The sequence below is a fragment of the Mesorhizobium sp. B3-1-9 genome, assembly GCF_006439595.1.
Lineage (GTDB): Bacteria > Pseudomonadota > Alphaproteobacteria > Rhizobiales > Rhizobiaceae > Mesorhizobium.
Map to the genome: position 1 here is coordinate 153,661 of NZ_VFTJ01000005.1, position 14,428 is coordinate 168,088.

Sequence of the window (14,428 nt, forward strand, 5' to 3'; positions counted from 1 at the left end):
GCTCAACTTTCAATCGTTAGTTCGAAGGGTATCCCCTCGAACGCGTCGGCGCCGCGCCCGATCGCCTCGATCGCCGCGATCATGCGGCCATCGCGCTGAAGCAGCATGTCGGCAACGGCGATCAGCCGTGGATTGGGCGTCGCCGTCGGCGAGAGGAAACGCAGCGTCCGGGCGAGTTCCATCTCGTCGCGCTTGGGCGAAAGCGCCGCCGCGATGATGTAGGCCGATGCCGTTGAGCGGCTGACGCCGGCATAGCAATGCACCACCAGCGGCTTTGCCCGGTCCCAGCGATAGGCGAAATCGAGCAAGGCCCGCACATGCTCCTCGCCGGGCATGGTCATGCCTTCCTGCGCGACGGCGATGTCGTGCATGACGAGATGCAGGTGGTTTTCCGCCGGGATCGAGGCCGGGCGGAGCACTTCGGTGCCGGCGGCGAGCAGCGACAACAACCGCTGCGCACCGGTCCTTGCCACGGTCTCGTCGACCTTCGACAGCGAACAGACGTGGATCATTGCCCGAACTCCTTCGGCGCATCCTTGCGCCGCGCGGCCCACGTGGCAAGGGCGCCTTCGAGGCGCTGCCATTCCGCCTCGCTGCCCGGCAGTCCGATGCGCAGAACCTGAAGCCGCTCAGCGAAGTGACGGACCAGCACGCCACGCTTGCCGAGCGCCGAAAACAGGCTTGGAGCATCGTTGAAAGACACATAGCGGAACAGTGATGTGCCGCCGGAGATTGGCACACCGGACTTTCCAAGCAGCGCGTCGAGTCGTTTGGCATCGGAGGCGAGACGTACCCGCATGTCCTCCTGCCATCCTGCATCCGACAGCGCGCGGATGCCATATTCGAGCGCCGGACCGGCCACCGCCCAGGGCCCCAGTTGCGCATCCAGCCGCTCGGCCGTCAGCTGATCCGTCAGCGCGAAGCCGAGCCTCACGCCGGCGAGGCCGAAGAACTTGCCGAACGAGCGCAGCACGACGATACCGCCCGCCCCGACATCGCCGGCCAGGCTTTGCTCGATCGGGCCGACATCCATGAAAGCTTCGTCGACGACGAGCAGCCCGCTCTTGGCGCGAAGCCGCGCGGCAAGGTCGAGCAGGCGGGCCTTTTCGATCACCCGCCCGTCAGGATTGTTGGGATTGACCAGCACCGCAAGGTCCGCCTCGCCCAGCGCGTCGAAATCACTGACCTCCGCAACCGCATGGCCGGCGATGGCTGCGGCCCGGGCGTGTTCGGCATAGGTCGGGCCGAGCACCAGCGCCTTGCCGGGTCGCACCAGCGAAGCGACGCGCGGCAGCAAAATCTGCGTGCCGGGCGCCGCCGCCACATGTGCCGCTGACGGCGCGCCATAGGCCGAAGCCGCAATTTCGGCCAATTCACGCAGTTGTCCTGCCTCCGGCAATCGGGACAGGGCGGTGGCGGGCAGGTCGAAAAGCGGATAGGAGTGCGGATTGATACCTGTCGAGAGGTCCACGAAAGGTTTTGGCGCATGAGGAAAAAGCGCGCTTGCGCGGCCAAGGCTGCCGCCATGATCAACCGCTGCAATCGCTCCGCTTAGAAGCTTCATGTCAATCCTGATCGCTTTCCTGTCACTCGCCGTCGAACGTACCCTCGGCTACCCGGACTGGCTGTTCAACGCCATCGGCCACCCGGTAACCTGGATCGGCAGGCTGATATCCTTTCTCGATCGCCGGCTCAACCGCGCGACGGATTCCGACGAATTGCGTCGCCGCCGCGGCGTCCAGGCCTTGCTCGTCATTCTGCTGGTGCCCGGCCTGATCGGCCTGGGGCTGCATGTCCTGCTCTGGATGATGTTCCCCACGGGCCTCGTCATTGCCGCGATCCTCGGCTCCTCGCTGCTGTCGCAGAAAAGCCTCGCCGAGCATGTCGAGGAGGTCGCCGACGCGCTGGAGACCGGCGGCCTGACGCTCGGCCGCATCGCCGTCTCACGCATCGTCGGCCGCGATCCCGAAAAGCTCGACAAAGCGGGCGTCGCGCGCGCCGCGATCGAAAGCCTGGCCGAGAATTTCTCCGATGGCATCGTCGCACCTGCCTTCTGGACCGGCATCGGCGGCCTTGGCGGCGGCGCGGCCTACAAGGCCGCCAACACCGCCGATTCGATGATCGGCCACCGCACGCCGCAATATGAGGCCTTCGGCCGGGCCGCCGCCCGCTTCGACGATCTGGTCAACCTGCCCGCATCGCGGCTCACCGGCCTGCTCATCGTCTTGGCGGCCTTTCTTGTCCCAGGCGCCGATCCGCGCGGCGCCTGGCAGGTCATGCGACGCGACGCCAGGAAACACCGCTCGCCCAATGCCGGCTGGCCGGAGGCGGCGATGGCCGGCGCGCTCGGGCTGTCCCTCGCCGGACCGCGCAGCTATGACGGCGAGGTCGTGGAGGATGCCTTCATGGGCGAAGGCGGCCGCCGCGAGGCCGAAAGCACCGACATCCGCCAGGCGCTGAAGCTCTATCGCGTGGCCGACTGGCTGCTGCTCGGCTTGTTCGCGACCCTGTCGGCGGTTGTGATCTATCTAACCATCCAGATCAGTGGTCAGGGCGCCAGCGCACTTTAGAACTCGATTCCCTGCTGGGCTTTCACGCCCGCCGAGAAATGGTGCTTCGTCAGCCCCATTTCAGTGACGAGATCGGCCGCCTCGACCAGCAGCGGCTTGGCATTGCGGCCGGTAACGATGACATGCAGATCGTCCCGGCGCGCCTTCAGCGCCGCGACCACTTTTTCCAGGTCGAGATAGTCGTAGCGCAGCGCGATGTTGAGCTCGTCGAGCACCACGAGGCTGATCGACGGATCGGCCATCAGTTCCAGCGCCTTGGCCCAGGCGGCTTCGGCGGCGGCGATGTCGCGCTTGAGGTCCTGCGTCTCCCAGGTGAAGCCCTCGCCCATCGCATGCCAGACGACGCGGTTTCCGAACGCGGCGAAAGCGTCCTTCTCGCCGGTGTGCCATTTTCCCTTGATGAATTGGACAACGCCGACGCGCTTGCCATACCCAAGCATCCTCAGCGCCAGACCGAAAGCCGCCGTGGTCTTGCCCTTGCCCGGGCCTGTATTGACGATCAGCAACCCTTTCTCGATCGTCTTGCCGGCCACTTCGGCATCCTGCACCGCCTTGCGCTTCGCCATCTTGGCGCGGTGGCGTTCGACGTCCCTGTCGTCAATGGTCTTGTCTTCGATTTCGGCCATGTCATTTCACCTTGAGCGGCAGCCCCGCCACCATCATGAGAACGCTGTCGGCTACCGCCGCGACCTGCTGGTTGAGCCGGCCGGCGGCATCGCGGAACCGGCGCGCCAGCGCATTGTCGGGCACGATGCCCAGTCCGACTTCGTTCGAGACCACGAACCACGGCCCGCGCGGCCGCGACAGCATATCCGCCAGCCGCTGGCATTCGGCCTCGACATCGTGTTCGGCCAGCATGTGATTGGTGAGCCACAGCGTCAGGCAATCGATCAGCACCGGCTGGTGGTCCGGCAAGGCTTCGATTGCGCCTACCAGTTCGAGCGGCGCGTCGACGGTGACCCAGCCTTCGCCGCGCCGCGACCGATGCAGCGCGATGCGCTCGCGCATCTCGTCGTCATAAGCCTGTGCCGTGGCTATGTAAGCCCAGGGTGACGAAAAGGCCGTTGTCAGACTTTCGGCATGCGAACTCTTCCCCGAGCGCGCGCCGCCGAGGACGAAAGTCAGTTTCCGATTGGAAGCTGCGCTCGCGGCTGTCGCGCCGGTCATTCCCTGCCTTCACCGTTGGATGAATATTGTCGCGGCCATCAGGCCGACGGCGCGACTTTAGGCAGAAGCCCTCCGGCCGGCAAACCAAATTCCGCCACCGCCCGGCGCGATTGCGGCACAGGTCACGGGTTGCTACGCGGCGGCGATCCGCGCCGCGACGAGCTGCTGCAACCGCCACAGATGCGCATCGTGGATGCCGCGCTGCTCGAGATTCTTCACCGTGTTGTAGAGATAGTCGGCGCCCGAGCCCCAATGACCGCAGGAGGTCGCCAGCCTTTCGACAACCGCCTCCTCGCTTAACGGGCCGGCATAGGTGGTGCCCTGGCGGTTGATGACGAAGGCCAGCGCCCGCAGCGCGCCGCCATCACTCGTCATATTGAGCAGGCGCGGATGGTAGCTGGTCGGCTTCAGCGTCACCTCGCGCCGCAGGATCTTGTCGAGTTGCTCTCGCCTGTCGCCGTCGCCGAGCCGAAAGGCGACGCCCTTGCACTGCCCGCCGCGGTCCAGCGCCATCATCAGGCCCGGACTTGCCTTGGTCCCCCGCCAGCGTGTCATGTTCATGCAAAACGATCTATGCCAGCCGCGCAGCAGGGCCACCCGCTCCTCGACATGCTCGATCTCAGGCTTCCAGATCAGCGAGCCATAGCCAAACAGCCAAAGCGGTTCGGTGGCTGGAAGCTGAGCCTCAAGCATGCGCGCCATTGCGTCATAGTCGGCGTCATCCAGATGCGCGGCGTCGGGATCCGGTCCCGCATCCTCGACCGTGCGAAAGCAACGGGCGACCAGTTCCTCCGTAAGCGACATGGTTCTTGGCAGCATGCGTTCGACCTTAAGGTCCTCCCGTGGCCGCCACAATGCGCGGAGCCGGCAATTGACAACAGCTTTGCCCGGGTGTCGGCTGGCATCAGAGCAATTCCAGGAAAGTGCATAACCGTCCGGAATTGCGTAAAAACAAAGAGTTAGAGCAGCTCAGTGATCCCATTGAGCGCTGGACTGCTCTGGCGGGGAGAAGCCGATGCAGCCTAATCCGAGCGAGCGCGACCCTTACAACGGCCTGACCAGCCTGCAGCCGACCTTGCCGTCGGCGGCCTATTGGGACGCCGACGCCTACCGGCGCGATCTGGGCGGCATCTGGTACCGGAGCTGGCTGATGGTCTGCCGCGAGGCCGATCTGGCGGAGCCCCTCGCCTTCCGAACCTTCAGTATCGGCAGCCAGGAGATCGTCGTGCTGCGCGACGAGACCGGCGCCTTGCGCGCCTTCCACAACACCTGCCGGCATCGCGGCTCGCAGCTTTGCCAGGAAAGCGCCGGGCGGCTGAAGGCCAGGCTGCTGACATGCCCTTACCACGCATGGTCCTATTCGCTGCGCGGCGATCTCGTGCGCGTGCCGTCGAAATCCTTGCCCGACGGCTTCGACAAGGCCGATTATCCGCTCTACCGCGTGGCGCTCTCGCTCTGGCGCGGCTTCGTCTTCATCAACCTCGCCGAGGACCCCGAGGGCTCGGCGGAAACCTCTTTCGATCGCGCCTCCGGCAATCTTTCCAACTGGCCGCTGGAAACGCTCGTCACCGGCCACCGGCTGACCAAGGTGATGAACTGCAACTGGAAGATCTTCTGGGAAAATTTCAACGAATGCCTGCACTGCCCGGGCGTCCATAAGGACCTGTCGCGGCTGGTGCCGATCTATGGCCGCGGCCTGATGGCAAGGCATGACGATCCCGAATGGTCGCGCCATGCCGACAATGACGATCCGGAATTCTCGGGCCGCCTGCGCGCCGGCGCCGAAACCTGGTCCAAGGACGGCCATGTGCACGGCCCGGTCTTTTCCGGCCTGACCCCAGCCGAGCGCGCCGCCGGCCAGACCTACGCCACCTCGCTGCCCTCGATGTTCATCGTCGGCCATGTCGACTACATGCGCACGGTGCGGCTCTCCCCGCTCGGCCCCGAGCAGACCGAGCTCACCGCCGAATGGCTGTTCGCCCCGGATGCGCTGGCAGAGACCGACATCGACAACATCGTCGCCTTCGGCACCCAGGTGCTGGAGGAAGACGCCGCGATCTGCGAGGTCAACCAGAAAGGCCTGCGCTCGATGCGCCACGAGGCCGGCGCGCTGATGCCGGAAGAATACGACCTGCACCGCTTCCACGATTGGGTGCGCGGCTGTCACGCGGCGTTCAAAATGCCTTCGGCAGATAGCGCCAGGTGACGAAGCCGCAGAAGGCGGCCAGGATGCCGAGCGTGACGAACACCGAGCCGAGGCCGAAGAAGGCGAGCACCACCGAATAGACCAGCGGCGGCGTCAGTTCGGAGAAGTCGAGATAGGTGCGGTAGACCGCCGCCATCTGCGCTCTTTCATAAGTGCGCACCGAGCGCATGAAGGCGGTCGAGCCGAGCGCGTCGAGCGCGATGGTGAAGAGCGCGCCACCCAGCAGCAGCGCGGCCGTGAGCAGCGGTGCGGCCTCGCCGACGCCGCCTGCCGCAAACAGCATGGCGGCCATGGCGAAATAGGCGAAGGTCATGACCCGCCTTCCGCCGAAGCGCTTGCCGGCCCTGCCCCAGAAGATCGCCACGAACAGAAGCGCGTTGCCGGCCGAAACCAGCAGTCCGCCGGCGAGCTCGCCCTGGCCGGTGATCACCATGAACAGCGGACCGTAGACGAAAAACGTCGTCCAGAAGCAGGAGCGGCCGAAGGCGATCAGCCAGGCGAGCCTGAGCCTCGGCTGCTTCACGAAGCGGCCGATATTGGCAAGCGGATTGGCAGGGCGCGACTTGCCGGGCCGGATCGATTGGTTGTCGGTCAACCGGTAGAACCAGAACAGGCAAAGCAGCGCGAACGCGAACACCACGACCGCGCCATGCGCGGCATAGATGCCGAAATGCGTGTAGAGGAAGATGCCGAGCGTCGGGCCGCCCGTCCAGGCGAACATCGACCAGGCCATGCGCAGCGATTCCGCCTGCATGAAGTCGGTCTTGCGGATGTGGTCCATGATGTAGAGGTTGAGCGTGATCGACAGCGCGCTCGCCCCCATGACGCGGCAGAGCATGCCGGCGATCTGTCCGGGCAGCGTATGAGTGACGAAGAAGGCGGAGCCGATCGCCAGCAGCACGCAGCCGGCCGTGTAGACCCAGCGCCGCGCGAAGCGGCGTATCAGCATCGGCATGAACAGCGTGACCGAAAGGCCCATCAACGACACGATGGTGTAGAGCATCGAGACGGTCCGCTCATTGTGCAGGATCTCGTAGGCCTGGATCGGGATCACGCTGGAGACGGTGGCGCGGGCGAAGGATTCCACCGCATAGAGCGAGGCGAAGGTGCGCGCGTCCGCCGGCCGCAAGGCCGGAAGCCAGATCGGATGGCGCACATGGGTGGACATCGGCCCTCCGGAACGTGAATCACCCCTCAAATCTGGCCGGGCCAGTTGCCGGCCTGTAGCAGGAAACCGACCCCCAGAGGCCGAAAAGCGAAGCTTGCCAAAGGCTTTCCGGCGCTGGCCTAAAGCGAAATTTCATGGCTGCCATGAAACGCATTGATGGCCGCCTGCTTCTGTCGTCGGCTTGAACCGTGATAGTCGTTCGGCAGGACTGAATCGGATTGCGAGATCAATGAGCGTTCAAACGACCGGCGAACCCGTTCAGGATCCCCCCAAGCGCGGCCGCATCCAGGCCATCGACATCCTGCGCGGCATCGCACTGATCGCGATGGCGAGCTACCACTTCACCTGGGACCTCGAAAATTTCGGCTACACCGCGCCAGCCCTCACCGCCTTCGGCTGGTGGAAGTTCTACGCGCGCTGCATTGCCTCGACCTTCCTGTTCCTGGTCGGCGTCAGCCTCTTCCTCGCCCATGGCCGTCAGATCCGCTGGCCAGGCTTTTGGAAGCGTTTTGCCATGGTTGCCGTGGCGGCGATCGCCATTTCGACGGTCACTTATTTCGTCACCCCGGACGGCTTCATCTTCTTCGGCATCCTGCACGAGATCGCGCTGGCGAGCTTGCTCGGCCTTGCCTTTCTCAGGCTGCCCTGGCTGCTGACGGCAATCATCGCCGCGGCCGTCATTGCGGCACCCTACTATCTGCGGTCGGAGTTGTTCGACCATCCGGCGCTGTGGTGGGTGGGCCTTTCCGCCAGCAACCCGCGTTCCAACGACTATGTGCCGCTTTTCCCATGGTTTGGCGCGGTGCTTGCGGGCGTGGCCACGGTGAAGCTCGCTTCGGCGTCGGGCTTGCTCGCCCGCTTGAGAACATGGGCGCCCGACCGCTGGTCGAACCCGCTGACCTTCATCGGCAGGCACAGCCTTGCCTTCTACCTCATCCACCAGCCGCTTCTGTTCGGCTCGGTATGGTTGTTCTCGCAGGTCATGCCCGCCGCCCCTCAGGATAGGGAAGCCGGCTTCCTGCCGGCTTGCCAGGCGCAATGCGAACAGCAGCGGGACAGCAAGTTCTGTACGAGCTATTGTGGCTGCATGCTGGACACACTGAAGGGCGAAGGGTCTCTCGACAAGCTCTACGCCAACGACCAGTCCAGCGTCTGGAAATCGCATCTGGCCGACCTGGCGGAAACCTGCACCGCCGCGACGGAGGACCAGATGGAGGGAGGGCAGCAATGACGGGCATCGTAAAGCCCAGACACGGGATCATTCCCTGGCCGCCGGTGATCTATGTCGTGGCGATCGCGCTCAGCGTCGCCCTCGGCATGCTCTACCCGCTGCCTTGGATCGGCGACATCTTTGGCGATCTCCTGTTCGGCGTCGGCTGGGTGGCGCTGTTCGGCGTCGCCATGCTGTGGATCACGGCCATCCGCGCCATGTTCAAAGCCAAGACGACGCTCGACCCCAATGCCGAGCCGGACCACCTGGTGACGTCCGGCCCCTTCGGCATCACCCGCAACCCGATGTATCTTGCCAACACGCTGCTGTTGATCGGCGTCGCCTTCATCACCGGCATCGCCTGGTTCCTGCTCTTTGCCTTCCTCGCCGCTTTCGCCACGCAAAAGCTGGCGATCGAGAAGGAAGAAAAGATCCTAGCGGCGAAGTTCGGCAAGAAATACCGCGACTACGCAAAAAGGGTGCGCCGCTGGATCTGAGGGCTGCCTCGCTTGGATCGGTGCGGGGTCATGCTTCTTTAGCAGTCAGGTTGCGTGCCTCGCCTTAGCCGCAACGCCTCTCCTGTCGTCATTCTATGGCGAAGCAAGGAGCGAAGCGACGCGCGCAGACCATTCCGTGACATCAAGGCGTTGCAACGGTGCAGACTTCTGCTCTGCTGCACTCTTCGATCAAGGTCACGGAATGGATCCTCGGGTCTCCGCGTCCGCTTCGCTCCCGCTCCGCCCGTGGATGACGAAGCTGAGAGGCACCGGCTAATCTCGAACGTTTGCGATAGTTGCCCTGCAAAACTCCTGCTCACCGCGCTTCACGTATTCACACCCAGCTCAGCCAGCCGCTCCACGCAGGACTCTTCAGCCTGGTCCAGCTCGGCCAGCGTCTCCTCCAGGTCGCGCCGCTTCTGGCGCAGGCCCTCGCGTTTCTCCTCGATGCGCTTGATCATCAGCTTGAGTTGGCCGACCTCGCCGGGCGGCTCCTTATACATCTGGATGATCTCGCGGATCTCGTTGATCGAGAAGCCGAGTCTTTTTCCGCGCATGATCTGGCGGATCAGGTGCCGGTCGGACGGCCGGAACAGCCGTGTGCGGCCGCGCCTTACAGGCTGCACCAGCCCTTCGTCCTCGTAAAAACGCAACGTCCGCGTCGACACGTCGAACTCGCGTGTCAGCTCGGTGATCGTATAATATTCCCGCATTCCTGCTCCCAAGCCCGGGCATCGCCGCTGGAGCGTCGCCCTTCCCTCCGATCAGACCCATCCCGCGCCGGAATCGGCGCGTGACCCAAGGGCAACCTCGCACGGCATTTACGTAAAAGTCAATTAACGCCGGGCATGTTGGTTTAGGGCACTCTAAACCACCACGTCGCCAGCCCCAGGAACGCGAAAAAACCGACACAGTCGGTGACGGTGGTGACGAAGACCGCGGAGGCCACCGCCGGATCGATCTTGAAGCGGTCGAGCACCAGCGGGATGAGTATGCCGGCCAGCGCGGCGGCGAACATGTTGATGATCATCGCCGCCGCGATGATGCCGCCCAGATTGGGGTCGCGGAACCAGAAACCGGCGACCATGCCGATAAGCACCGCGAACACCATGCCGTTGATGAAACCGACGCCGACCTCGCGGCGGATGATGCGCGCCGCGTTGTAGATATCGAGATCCCTGGTCGCCAGCGCGCGCACGGTGACGGTCATAGTCTGCGAACCGGCATTGCCGCCCATGCCGGCGACAATCGGCATCAGCACCGCCAGCGCCACGATATGCTCGATCGTGCGGTCGAACAGGCCGATCACCGAAGCGGCGAGGAAGGCGGTCACAAGGTTGACCAGCAGCCAGGGCACGCGCGAGCGCGAGGTGGCGAGCACCGTGTCGGACAGTTCTTCGTCGCCGACGCCGCCCATGCGCAGAAGGTCCTCTTCCGCCTCCTCCTGGATGACGTCGACCACGTCGTCGATGGTCAGCACGCCGACCAGCCGCACGTTCTCGTCGACCACGGCGGCGGAAAGCAGGTTGTATTGTTCGAACTCCCGTGCCGCCTCTTCCTGGTCCATCGTGGCCGGGATCGCGTGCAGGGTCTCATGCATGACCTCCTCGACCTTGATCGCGCGCTTGGTGCGCAGGATCTGGTCCAGATCGATGGCGCCGAGCAGCTTGAAGCTCGGGTCGATGACGAAGATCTGGCTGAAGCGCTCGGGCAGGTTCTTGTCCTCGCGCATGTAGTCGATGGTCTGGCCGATCGTCCAGAACGGCGGCACGGCGACAAACTCGGTCTGCATGCGCCGGCCGGCGGTCTCTTCCGGATAGTCGAGCGAGCGCCGCAGCCTGATGCGCTCGGTGAAAGGCAGTTGCGACAGGATCTCGTCCTGGTCTTCCTTCTCGAGGTCCTCGAGGATGTAGACGGCGTCGTCGGAATCGAGCTCCTGCACCGCCTGCGCGATCTGCGCGTTGGGCAGGTTGTCGACGATGTCGAGGCGGATCGCCTCGTCGACTTCGGTCAGCGCGGAGAAGTCAAAATCGGAGCCGAGCAGTTCAACCAGCGCGCGGCGCTGTTCGGGGTGAAGCGCCTCCAGCACGTCGCCGAGCTCCGACTGGTGCAGGTCGTCGACTTCGCGCTTGAGGGTGATCGTATCGCGGTCGGCGATAGCCGCGCCGATCTGGGCAAGGAAGGAGGCGCGCACGGCGCCGTCCTCGCCATAGATGTCGGCATGGTGCTCCTCGGCGGGCGCGGCGCCGGTCGTCTGTCTGTCCTGGCCTTCCACCAGCGCCTCCCGCAACGAGGAATCCCGAAATGAGGTCTAGTGCATGATCCCGAAAAGTGGAAACCGCTTTTCGGGAAATCCAAACCCTGTGCGGCAGATAGCGCGGCAATAGGATTCGTCTTGGAAAGATGTCGCTCTAGCGCACGGAATAGCCAAGGAAATGTGGCGGTTGTCTTCGACTCGCACCCCCACAAGAGCAGTATACGGCGCCCGCCTCGCAGGCGTGACAATCGCTTCAGTCGACGCGACAGCGCATGTCGCTGGGGAAAGAGCACCCCTTCCCCATTGAGGCAGAATTGTCATGATGCATGATCCAGCAGGATCAGCGCATCGCTAAACAGTCCGAGGACAAACGCTGCCCTTGAACATCAAGTCCGCAAAGACGAACCAAGGAAATACCGAGCGGCGCGTTCGCGTGGTCGTCGCCGAGCGCAATCCTTTCGTTGTTTCGGCGCTGCGCGAAATGCTGGAATGCGACGGGCGTTTCGATTTGCTCGATGCCGTGCACAGCGGCGCGCAATTTCTGGAACTGGCCGCCGCCACGAAATTCGACGTCGCCGTCGTCGGCTGGAAGCTCGCCGACATGGATGGCGCCGATGTGCTTACGGAAGTTCAGAGCCGCGAGCTCGGTGTGCGCATCACGATCTTTTCCAACGACCACGATATCGGCATTCTGAAGCAATGCGTACGCCTCGGCGTGCAGGGCTACTGCTTCCAGTTCGACGATCCGCCGGTGATCTTCGAGACGATTCTTGCGGTGGCGCATGGCCGCATCTGCATCCCCTATATCGACATCAACAAGGTCAACGACACGCCATTGTCGCGGCTCACCGTACGCGAGCGCGAATTGCTGGCGGTGCTTTCCGACGGCTGGACCAACCTGCAGATTGCAACGCGGACCGGGATTTCCGAGAACACGGTGAAGTATCACCTGAAGAATCTCTACGACAAGCTGGACGTGCGCAATCGCGCCATGGCCGTCGCGCTTTATTCCAGCGAGAAACGCCGCACGTCCAAACCGCCTTTCGGTTAGGCCGCCCGGGTAGGCCAATCGGGTAGGATCAACCCACCCGCAAGGGCCAACAACTTACCCGGCAAGGTGTTGTTGCAAGGCCTCATCGAAACGAAACTGCCTCCACAATCCCAAACGATCGGAGGAATTTCGCGCATGGCTGGGTTCACGCATCTTTTCATCCCGGGGCCTACCAACATTCCAGAGCAAGTCCGGCAGGCCATGAACCTGCCGATGGAGGATATGCGCGCCGCCTCCTTCCCCGACCTGACCTTGCCGCTCTTCGAGGACATCAAACGAGTCTTCAAGAACGAAAGCGGCCGTGTCTTCATCTATCCCTCCTCCGGCACCGGTGCCTGGGAAGCCGCGATGACCAACGTGCTCAGCCCCGGCGACAAGGTGCTGATGTCGCGCTTCGGCCAGTTCTCGCATTTGTGGGTCGACATGGCCGAGCGCCTCGGCTTCGAGGTTGACCTCATCGACTGCGAATGGGGCACCGGCGTTCCGCTCGAAATCTATGCGGAGCGGCTTAAGGCCGACAAGGCCCATCTTATCAAGGCGGTCTTCTGCACGCAGAACGAGACCGCGACGGGCGTCACCAGCGACGTCGCCGGCTGCCGCGCCGCGCTCGATGCGGCGAACCACCCGGCGCTCCTCTTCGTCGACGGCGTCTCCTCGATCGGCTCGATCGACTTCCGCCAGGAGGAATGGGGCGTCGACTGCGCCGTCAGCGGCTCGCAGAAAGGTTTCATGCTGCCGGCCGGCCTCGGTTTCCTGTCGGTCAGCAAGAAGGCGCTGGCCGCCTCGCGGATTTCGACGCACCGGCGCTGCTTCTTCTCCTTCGACGACATGATCCGCGCCAACGATGCCGGCTATTTCCCCTACACACCGGCCACCCAGCTGCTGCGCGGCCTGCGCGCCTCGCTCGACCTGATCGAGGAGGAAGGGCTCGACAACATCTTCGCCCGCCACCATCGCCTTGCCGAAGGCGTGCGCAAGGCGGTCGACGCCTGGGGCCTGAAGCTCTGCGCCAAGGCGCCGAAATGGCATTCCGACACGGTCAGCGCCATTATGGTGCCGGAAGGCATCGATAGCGGCGATGTCGTCAAGCGCGCCTACCAGGCCTACCAGACGTCGCTCGGCGGCGGCTTGAACAAGGTGTTCGGAAAAGTCTTCCGCATCGGCCATCTCGGCTGGCTGAACGAGGTGATGGTCTGCGCCTCGCTGTCGGCGGCCGAAATGGCGCTGCTCGATTGCGGTGTGCGTCTGGCGCCCGGCTCGGGCGTGGCCGCGGCGATCGAGCACTTCCGCCGCACGGCCGGCGTGCCGATCGCCAAGGCGGCGTGAGGAGCGGACCATGAGCCACACCATCAACCATCTGAAGAAACTCAGGCTGCAGCGCAGCGAGCTCGCCGTCCCGGGTTCGAGCCCGGAGATGATCGACAAGGCGGCGAACAGCGCCGCCGACTTCGTCTTCCTCGACATCGAGGATGCGGTCGCGCCGCCCGACAAGGAGCGCGCCCGCAAGAACATCATCCAGGCGCTCAACGACATCGACTGGCGCGCCAAGGGCAAGGCCGTCTCGGTGCGCATCAACGGCCTCGACACGCATTACATGTACCGCGACGTCGTCGATGTCATGGAGCAGGCCGGCGATCGGCTGGATACGATCCTGGTGCCGAAAGTCGGCGTGCCGGCCGACCTCTATATGGTCGAGGCCATGGTCAACCAGATCGAGATGGCCAAGGGTTTCAAGACCCGCGTCGGCCTCGAAGCGCTGATCGAGACGGCGCTCGGCATGGCCAATGTCGAAGCGATCGCCGCCGCGCCCGGCCGGCTGGAAGCCATGCATTTCGGTGTCGCCGACTATGCCGCCTCAAACAAGGCGCGCACCGTCAACATCGGCGGCCTCAACCCCGACTATCCCGGCGACCAGTGGCATTTCGCGCTGTCGCGCATGACGGTCGCCTGCCGCGCCTATGGCCTGCGCGCCATCGACGGGCCGTTCGGCGATTTCTCCGACCCCGAAGGCTACAAGGCCGCCGCCCGGCGCGCCGCGGCACTCGGCATCGAGGGCAAATGGGCGATCCATCCCTCGCAGATCGCCCTGGCCAACGACGTGTTCTCGCCGCCGGAAAAGGAAGTCACGCGTGCCCGCCGCATCCTCGAAGTGCTGAAGGAAGCGGAAGCGCTCGGCAAGGGTGCCGCCGCCCTCGACGGCAAGATGATCGACGCGGCGTCGGAGCGCATGGCGCGCAACGTGCTGGTGGTGAACGAGGCGATCGAGCGCGCCGGTCAGCAGCACGCTGCCGCGCAATAGAAA

15 protein-coding genes are annotated in these 14,428 nt (G+C 64.3%); 7 read left to right on the plus strand and 8 right to left on the minus strand.

Annotated features, from left to right (window positions below):
- Window positions 1-2: 2 nt before the first annotated feature.
- The gene (locus FJW07_RS11225; protein ID WP_140646654.1) at window positions 3-512 is read right to left on the minus strand and encodes a tyrosine phosphatase family protein; all 510 of its coding nucleotides are present in this window, start codon (window positions 510-512) and stop codon (window positions 3-5) included.
- On the minus strand, window positions 509-1,564 hold the full coding sequence (cobD, locus tag FJW07_RS11230; RefSeq protein ID WP_140856405.1) for a threonine-phosphate decarboxylase CobD: 1,056 nt from the start codon (window positions 1,562-1,564) through the stop codon (window positions 509-511). Before cobD ends, FJW07_RS11225 begins: the two co-directional genes overlap by 4 nt.
- On the opposite strand from cobD, the gene cbiB reads away from it, so the two are divergent.
- Entirely contained in the window at window positions 1,563-2,570 is a 1,008-nt protein-coding gene (gene cbiB / locus FJW07_RS11235) for an adenosylcobinamide-phosphate synthase CbiB (RefSeq protein ID WP_140646656.1), read from the plus strand. The two genes, cobD and cbiB, sit on opposite strands and share 2 nt — an antisense overlap.
- On the opposite strand, the gene cobO is transcribed toward cbiB, so the two are convergent.
- From cobO to FJW07_RS11250, 3 genes are all read right to left on the minus strand, one after another.
- Entirely contained in the window at window positions 2,567-3,196 is a 630-nt protein-coding gene (cobO, locus tag FJW07_RS11240; RefSeq protein ID WP_140646657.1) for a cob(I)yrinic acid a,c-diamide adenosyltransferase, read from the minus strand. The two genes, cbiB and cobO, sit on opposite strands and share 4 nt — an antisense overlap.
- A 1-nt stretch (window position 3,197) precedes the next feature.
- Window positions 3,198-3,737 (minus strand): bifunctional adenosylcobinamide kinase/adenosylcobinamide-phosphate guanylyltransferase, encoded by a 540-nt coding sequence (cobU, locus tag FJW07_RS11245; RefSeq protein WP_140856407.1) that lies wholly within the window; start codon window positions 3,735-3,737, stop codon window positions 3,198-3,200.
- Between the two features lie 132 nt (window positions 3,738-3,869).
- Window positions 3,870-4,556 carry a gamma-glutamylcyclotransferase gene (locus FJW07_RS11250; protein WP_140653664.1) on the minus strand — a complete coding sequence of 229 codons (687 nt, stop codon included), beginning with the start codon at window positions 4,554-4,556 and terminating at the stop codon, window positions 3,870-3,872.
- A gap of 196 nt (window positions 4,557-4,752) precedes the next feature.
- On the opposite strand from FJW07_RS11250, the gene FJW07_RS11255 reads away from it, so the two are divergent.
- Window positions 4,753-5,943, plus strand: coding sequence for an aromatic ring-hydroxylating dioxygenase subunit alpha (locus FJW07_RS11255; protein ID WP_140856409.1), 1,191 nt, complete (start codon window positions 4,753-4,755; stop codon window positions 5,941-5,943).
- Here FJW07_RS11255 and FJW07_RS11260 read toward each other — a convergent pair.
- Complete coding sequence (locus FJW07_RS11260) at window positions 5,912-7,111, minus strand: MFS transporter (RefSeq protein ID WP_140856410.1); 1,200 nt, start codon at window positions 7,109-7,111, stop codon at window positions 5,912-5,914. The genes FJW07_RS11255 and FJW07_RS11260 overlap by 32 nt on opposite strands.
- A 229-nt stretch (window positions 7,112-7,340) precedes the next feature.
- Between FJW07_RS11260 and FJW07_RS11265 the strand changes: the two genes are divergently transcribed.
- Window positions 7,341-8,342, plus strand: a complete 1,002-nt coding sequence (locus FJW07_RS11265; protein ID WP_140856412.1) for a DUF1624 domain-containing protein — start codon at window positions 7,341-7,343, stop codon at window positions 8,340-8,342.
- Window positions 8,339-8,818, plus strand: a complete 480-nt coding sequence (locus tag FJW07_RS11270; protein WP_140856414.1) for an isoprenylcysteine carboxylmethyltransferase family protein — start codon at window positions 8,339-8,341, stop codon at window positions 8,816-8,818. Before FJW07_RS11265 ends, FJW07_RS11270 begins: the two co-directional genes overlap by 4 nt.
- Window positions 8,819-9,144: 326 nt before the next feature.
- Here FJW07_RS11270 and FJW07_RS11275 read toward each other — a convergent pair whose 3' ends face one another.
- A complete protein-coding gene (locus tag FJW07_RS11275) occupies window positions 9,145-9,531 on the minus strand; it encodes a MerR family DNA-binding transcriptional regulator (protein ID WP_140856416.1) in 387 nt (128 codons plus the stop codon).
- Window positions 9,532-9,674: 143 nt separating this feature from the next.
- Entirely contained in the window at window positions 9,675-11,093 is a 1,419-nt protein-coding gene (gene mgtE, locus FJW07_RS11280) for a magnesium transporter (protein ID WP_140646666.1), read from the minus strand.
- Between the two features lie 361 nt (window positions 11,094-11,454).
- Between mgtE and FJW07_RS11285 the strand changes: the two genes are divergently transcribed.
- The 3 genes from FJW07_RS11285 to FJW07_RS11295 all read left to right on the plus strand — a co-directional run bounded on the left by FJW07_RS11285 (window position 11,455) and on the right by FJW07_RS11295 (window position 14,425).
- Window positions 11,455-12,126: a response regulator transcription factor gene (locus FJW07_RS11285; RefSeq protein WP_140705667.1), complete on the plus strand. Its 672-nt coding sequence runs from the start codon at window positions 11,455-11,457 to the stop codon at window positions 12,124-12,126.
- Window positions 12,127-12,261: 135 nt separating this feature from the next.
- Window positions 12,262-13,452, plus strand: coding sequence for an aminotransferase class V-fold PLP-dependent enzyme (locus tag FJW07_RS11290; RefSeq protein ID WP_140856418.1), 1,191 nt, complete (start codon window positions 12,262-12,264; stop codon window positions 13,450-13,452).
- A 10-nt stretch (window positions 13,453-13,462) separates the two neighbouring features.
- On the plus strand, window positions 13,463-14,425 hold the full coding sequence (locus FJW07_RS11295; RefSeq protein ID WP_140856420.1) for a CoA ester lyase: 963 nt from the start codon (window positions 13,463-13,465) through the stop codon (window positions 14,423-14,425).
- The last annotated feature ends 3 nt before the right edge of the window (window positions 14,426-14,428 follow it).

Bases quoted from the DNA above. Each gene is read 5' to 3' on its own strand.
- FJW07_RS11275 (WP_140856416.1), bottom strand. From the start codon at position 9,531: ATGCGGGAATATTATACGATCACCGAGCTGACACGCGAGTTCGACGTG.
- cobD (WP_140856405.1), bottom strand. From the start codon at position 1,564: ATGAAGCTTCTAAGCGGAGCGATTGCAGCGGTTGATCATGGCGGCAGC.
- FJW07_RS11255 (WP_140856409.1), top strand. From the start codon at position 4,753: ATGCAGCCTAATCCGAGCGAGCGCGACCCTTACAACGGCCTGACCAGC.
- FJW07_RS11260 (WP_140856410.1), bottom strand. From the start codon at position 7,111: ATGTCCACCCATGTGCGCCATCCGATCTGGCTTCCGGCCTTGCGGCCG.
- FJW07_RS11225 (WP_140646654.1), bottom strand. From the start codon at position 512: ATGATCCACGTCTGTTCGCTGTCGAAGGTCGACGAGACCGTGGCAAGG.
- cobO (WP_140646657.1), bottom strand. From the start codon at position 3,196: ATGGCCGAAATCGAAGACAAGACCATTGACGACAGGGACGTCGAACGC.
- cobU (WP_140856407.1), bottom strand. From the start codon at position 3,737: ATGACCGGCGCGACAGCCGCGAGCGCAGCTTCCAATCGGAAACTGACT.
- FJW07_RS11270 (WP_140856414.1), top strand. From the start codon at position 8,339: ATGACGGGCATCGTAAAGCCCAGACACGGGATCATTCCCTGGCCGCCG.
- cbiB (WP_140646656.1), top strand. From the start codon at position 1,563: ATGTCAATCCTGATCGCTTTCCTGTCACTCGCCGTCGAACGTACCCTC.
- FJW07_RS11290 (WP_140856418.1), top strand. From the start codon at position 12,262: ATGGCTGGGTTCACGCATCTTTTCATCCCGGGGCCTACCAACATTCCA.
- FJW07_RS11265 (WP_140856412.1), top strand. From the start codon at position 7,341: ATGAGCGTTCAAACGACCGGCGAACCCGTTCAGGATCCCCCCAAGCGC.
- FJW07_RS11250 (WP_140653664.1), bottom strand. From the start codon at position 4,556: ATGCTGCCAAGAACCATGTCGCTTACGGAGGAACTGGTCGCCCGTTGC.
- FJW07_RS11295 (WP_140856420.1), top strand. From the start codon at position 13,463: ATGAGCCACACCATCAACCATCTGAAGAAACTCAGGCTGCAGCGCAGC.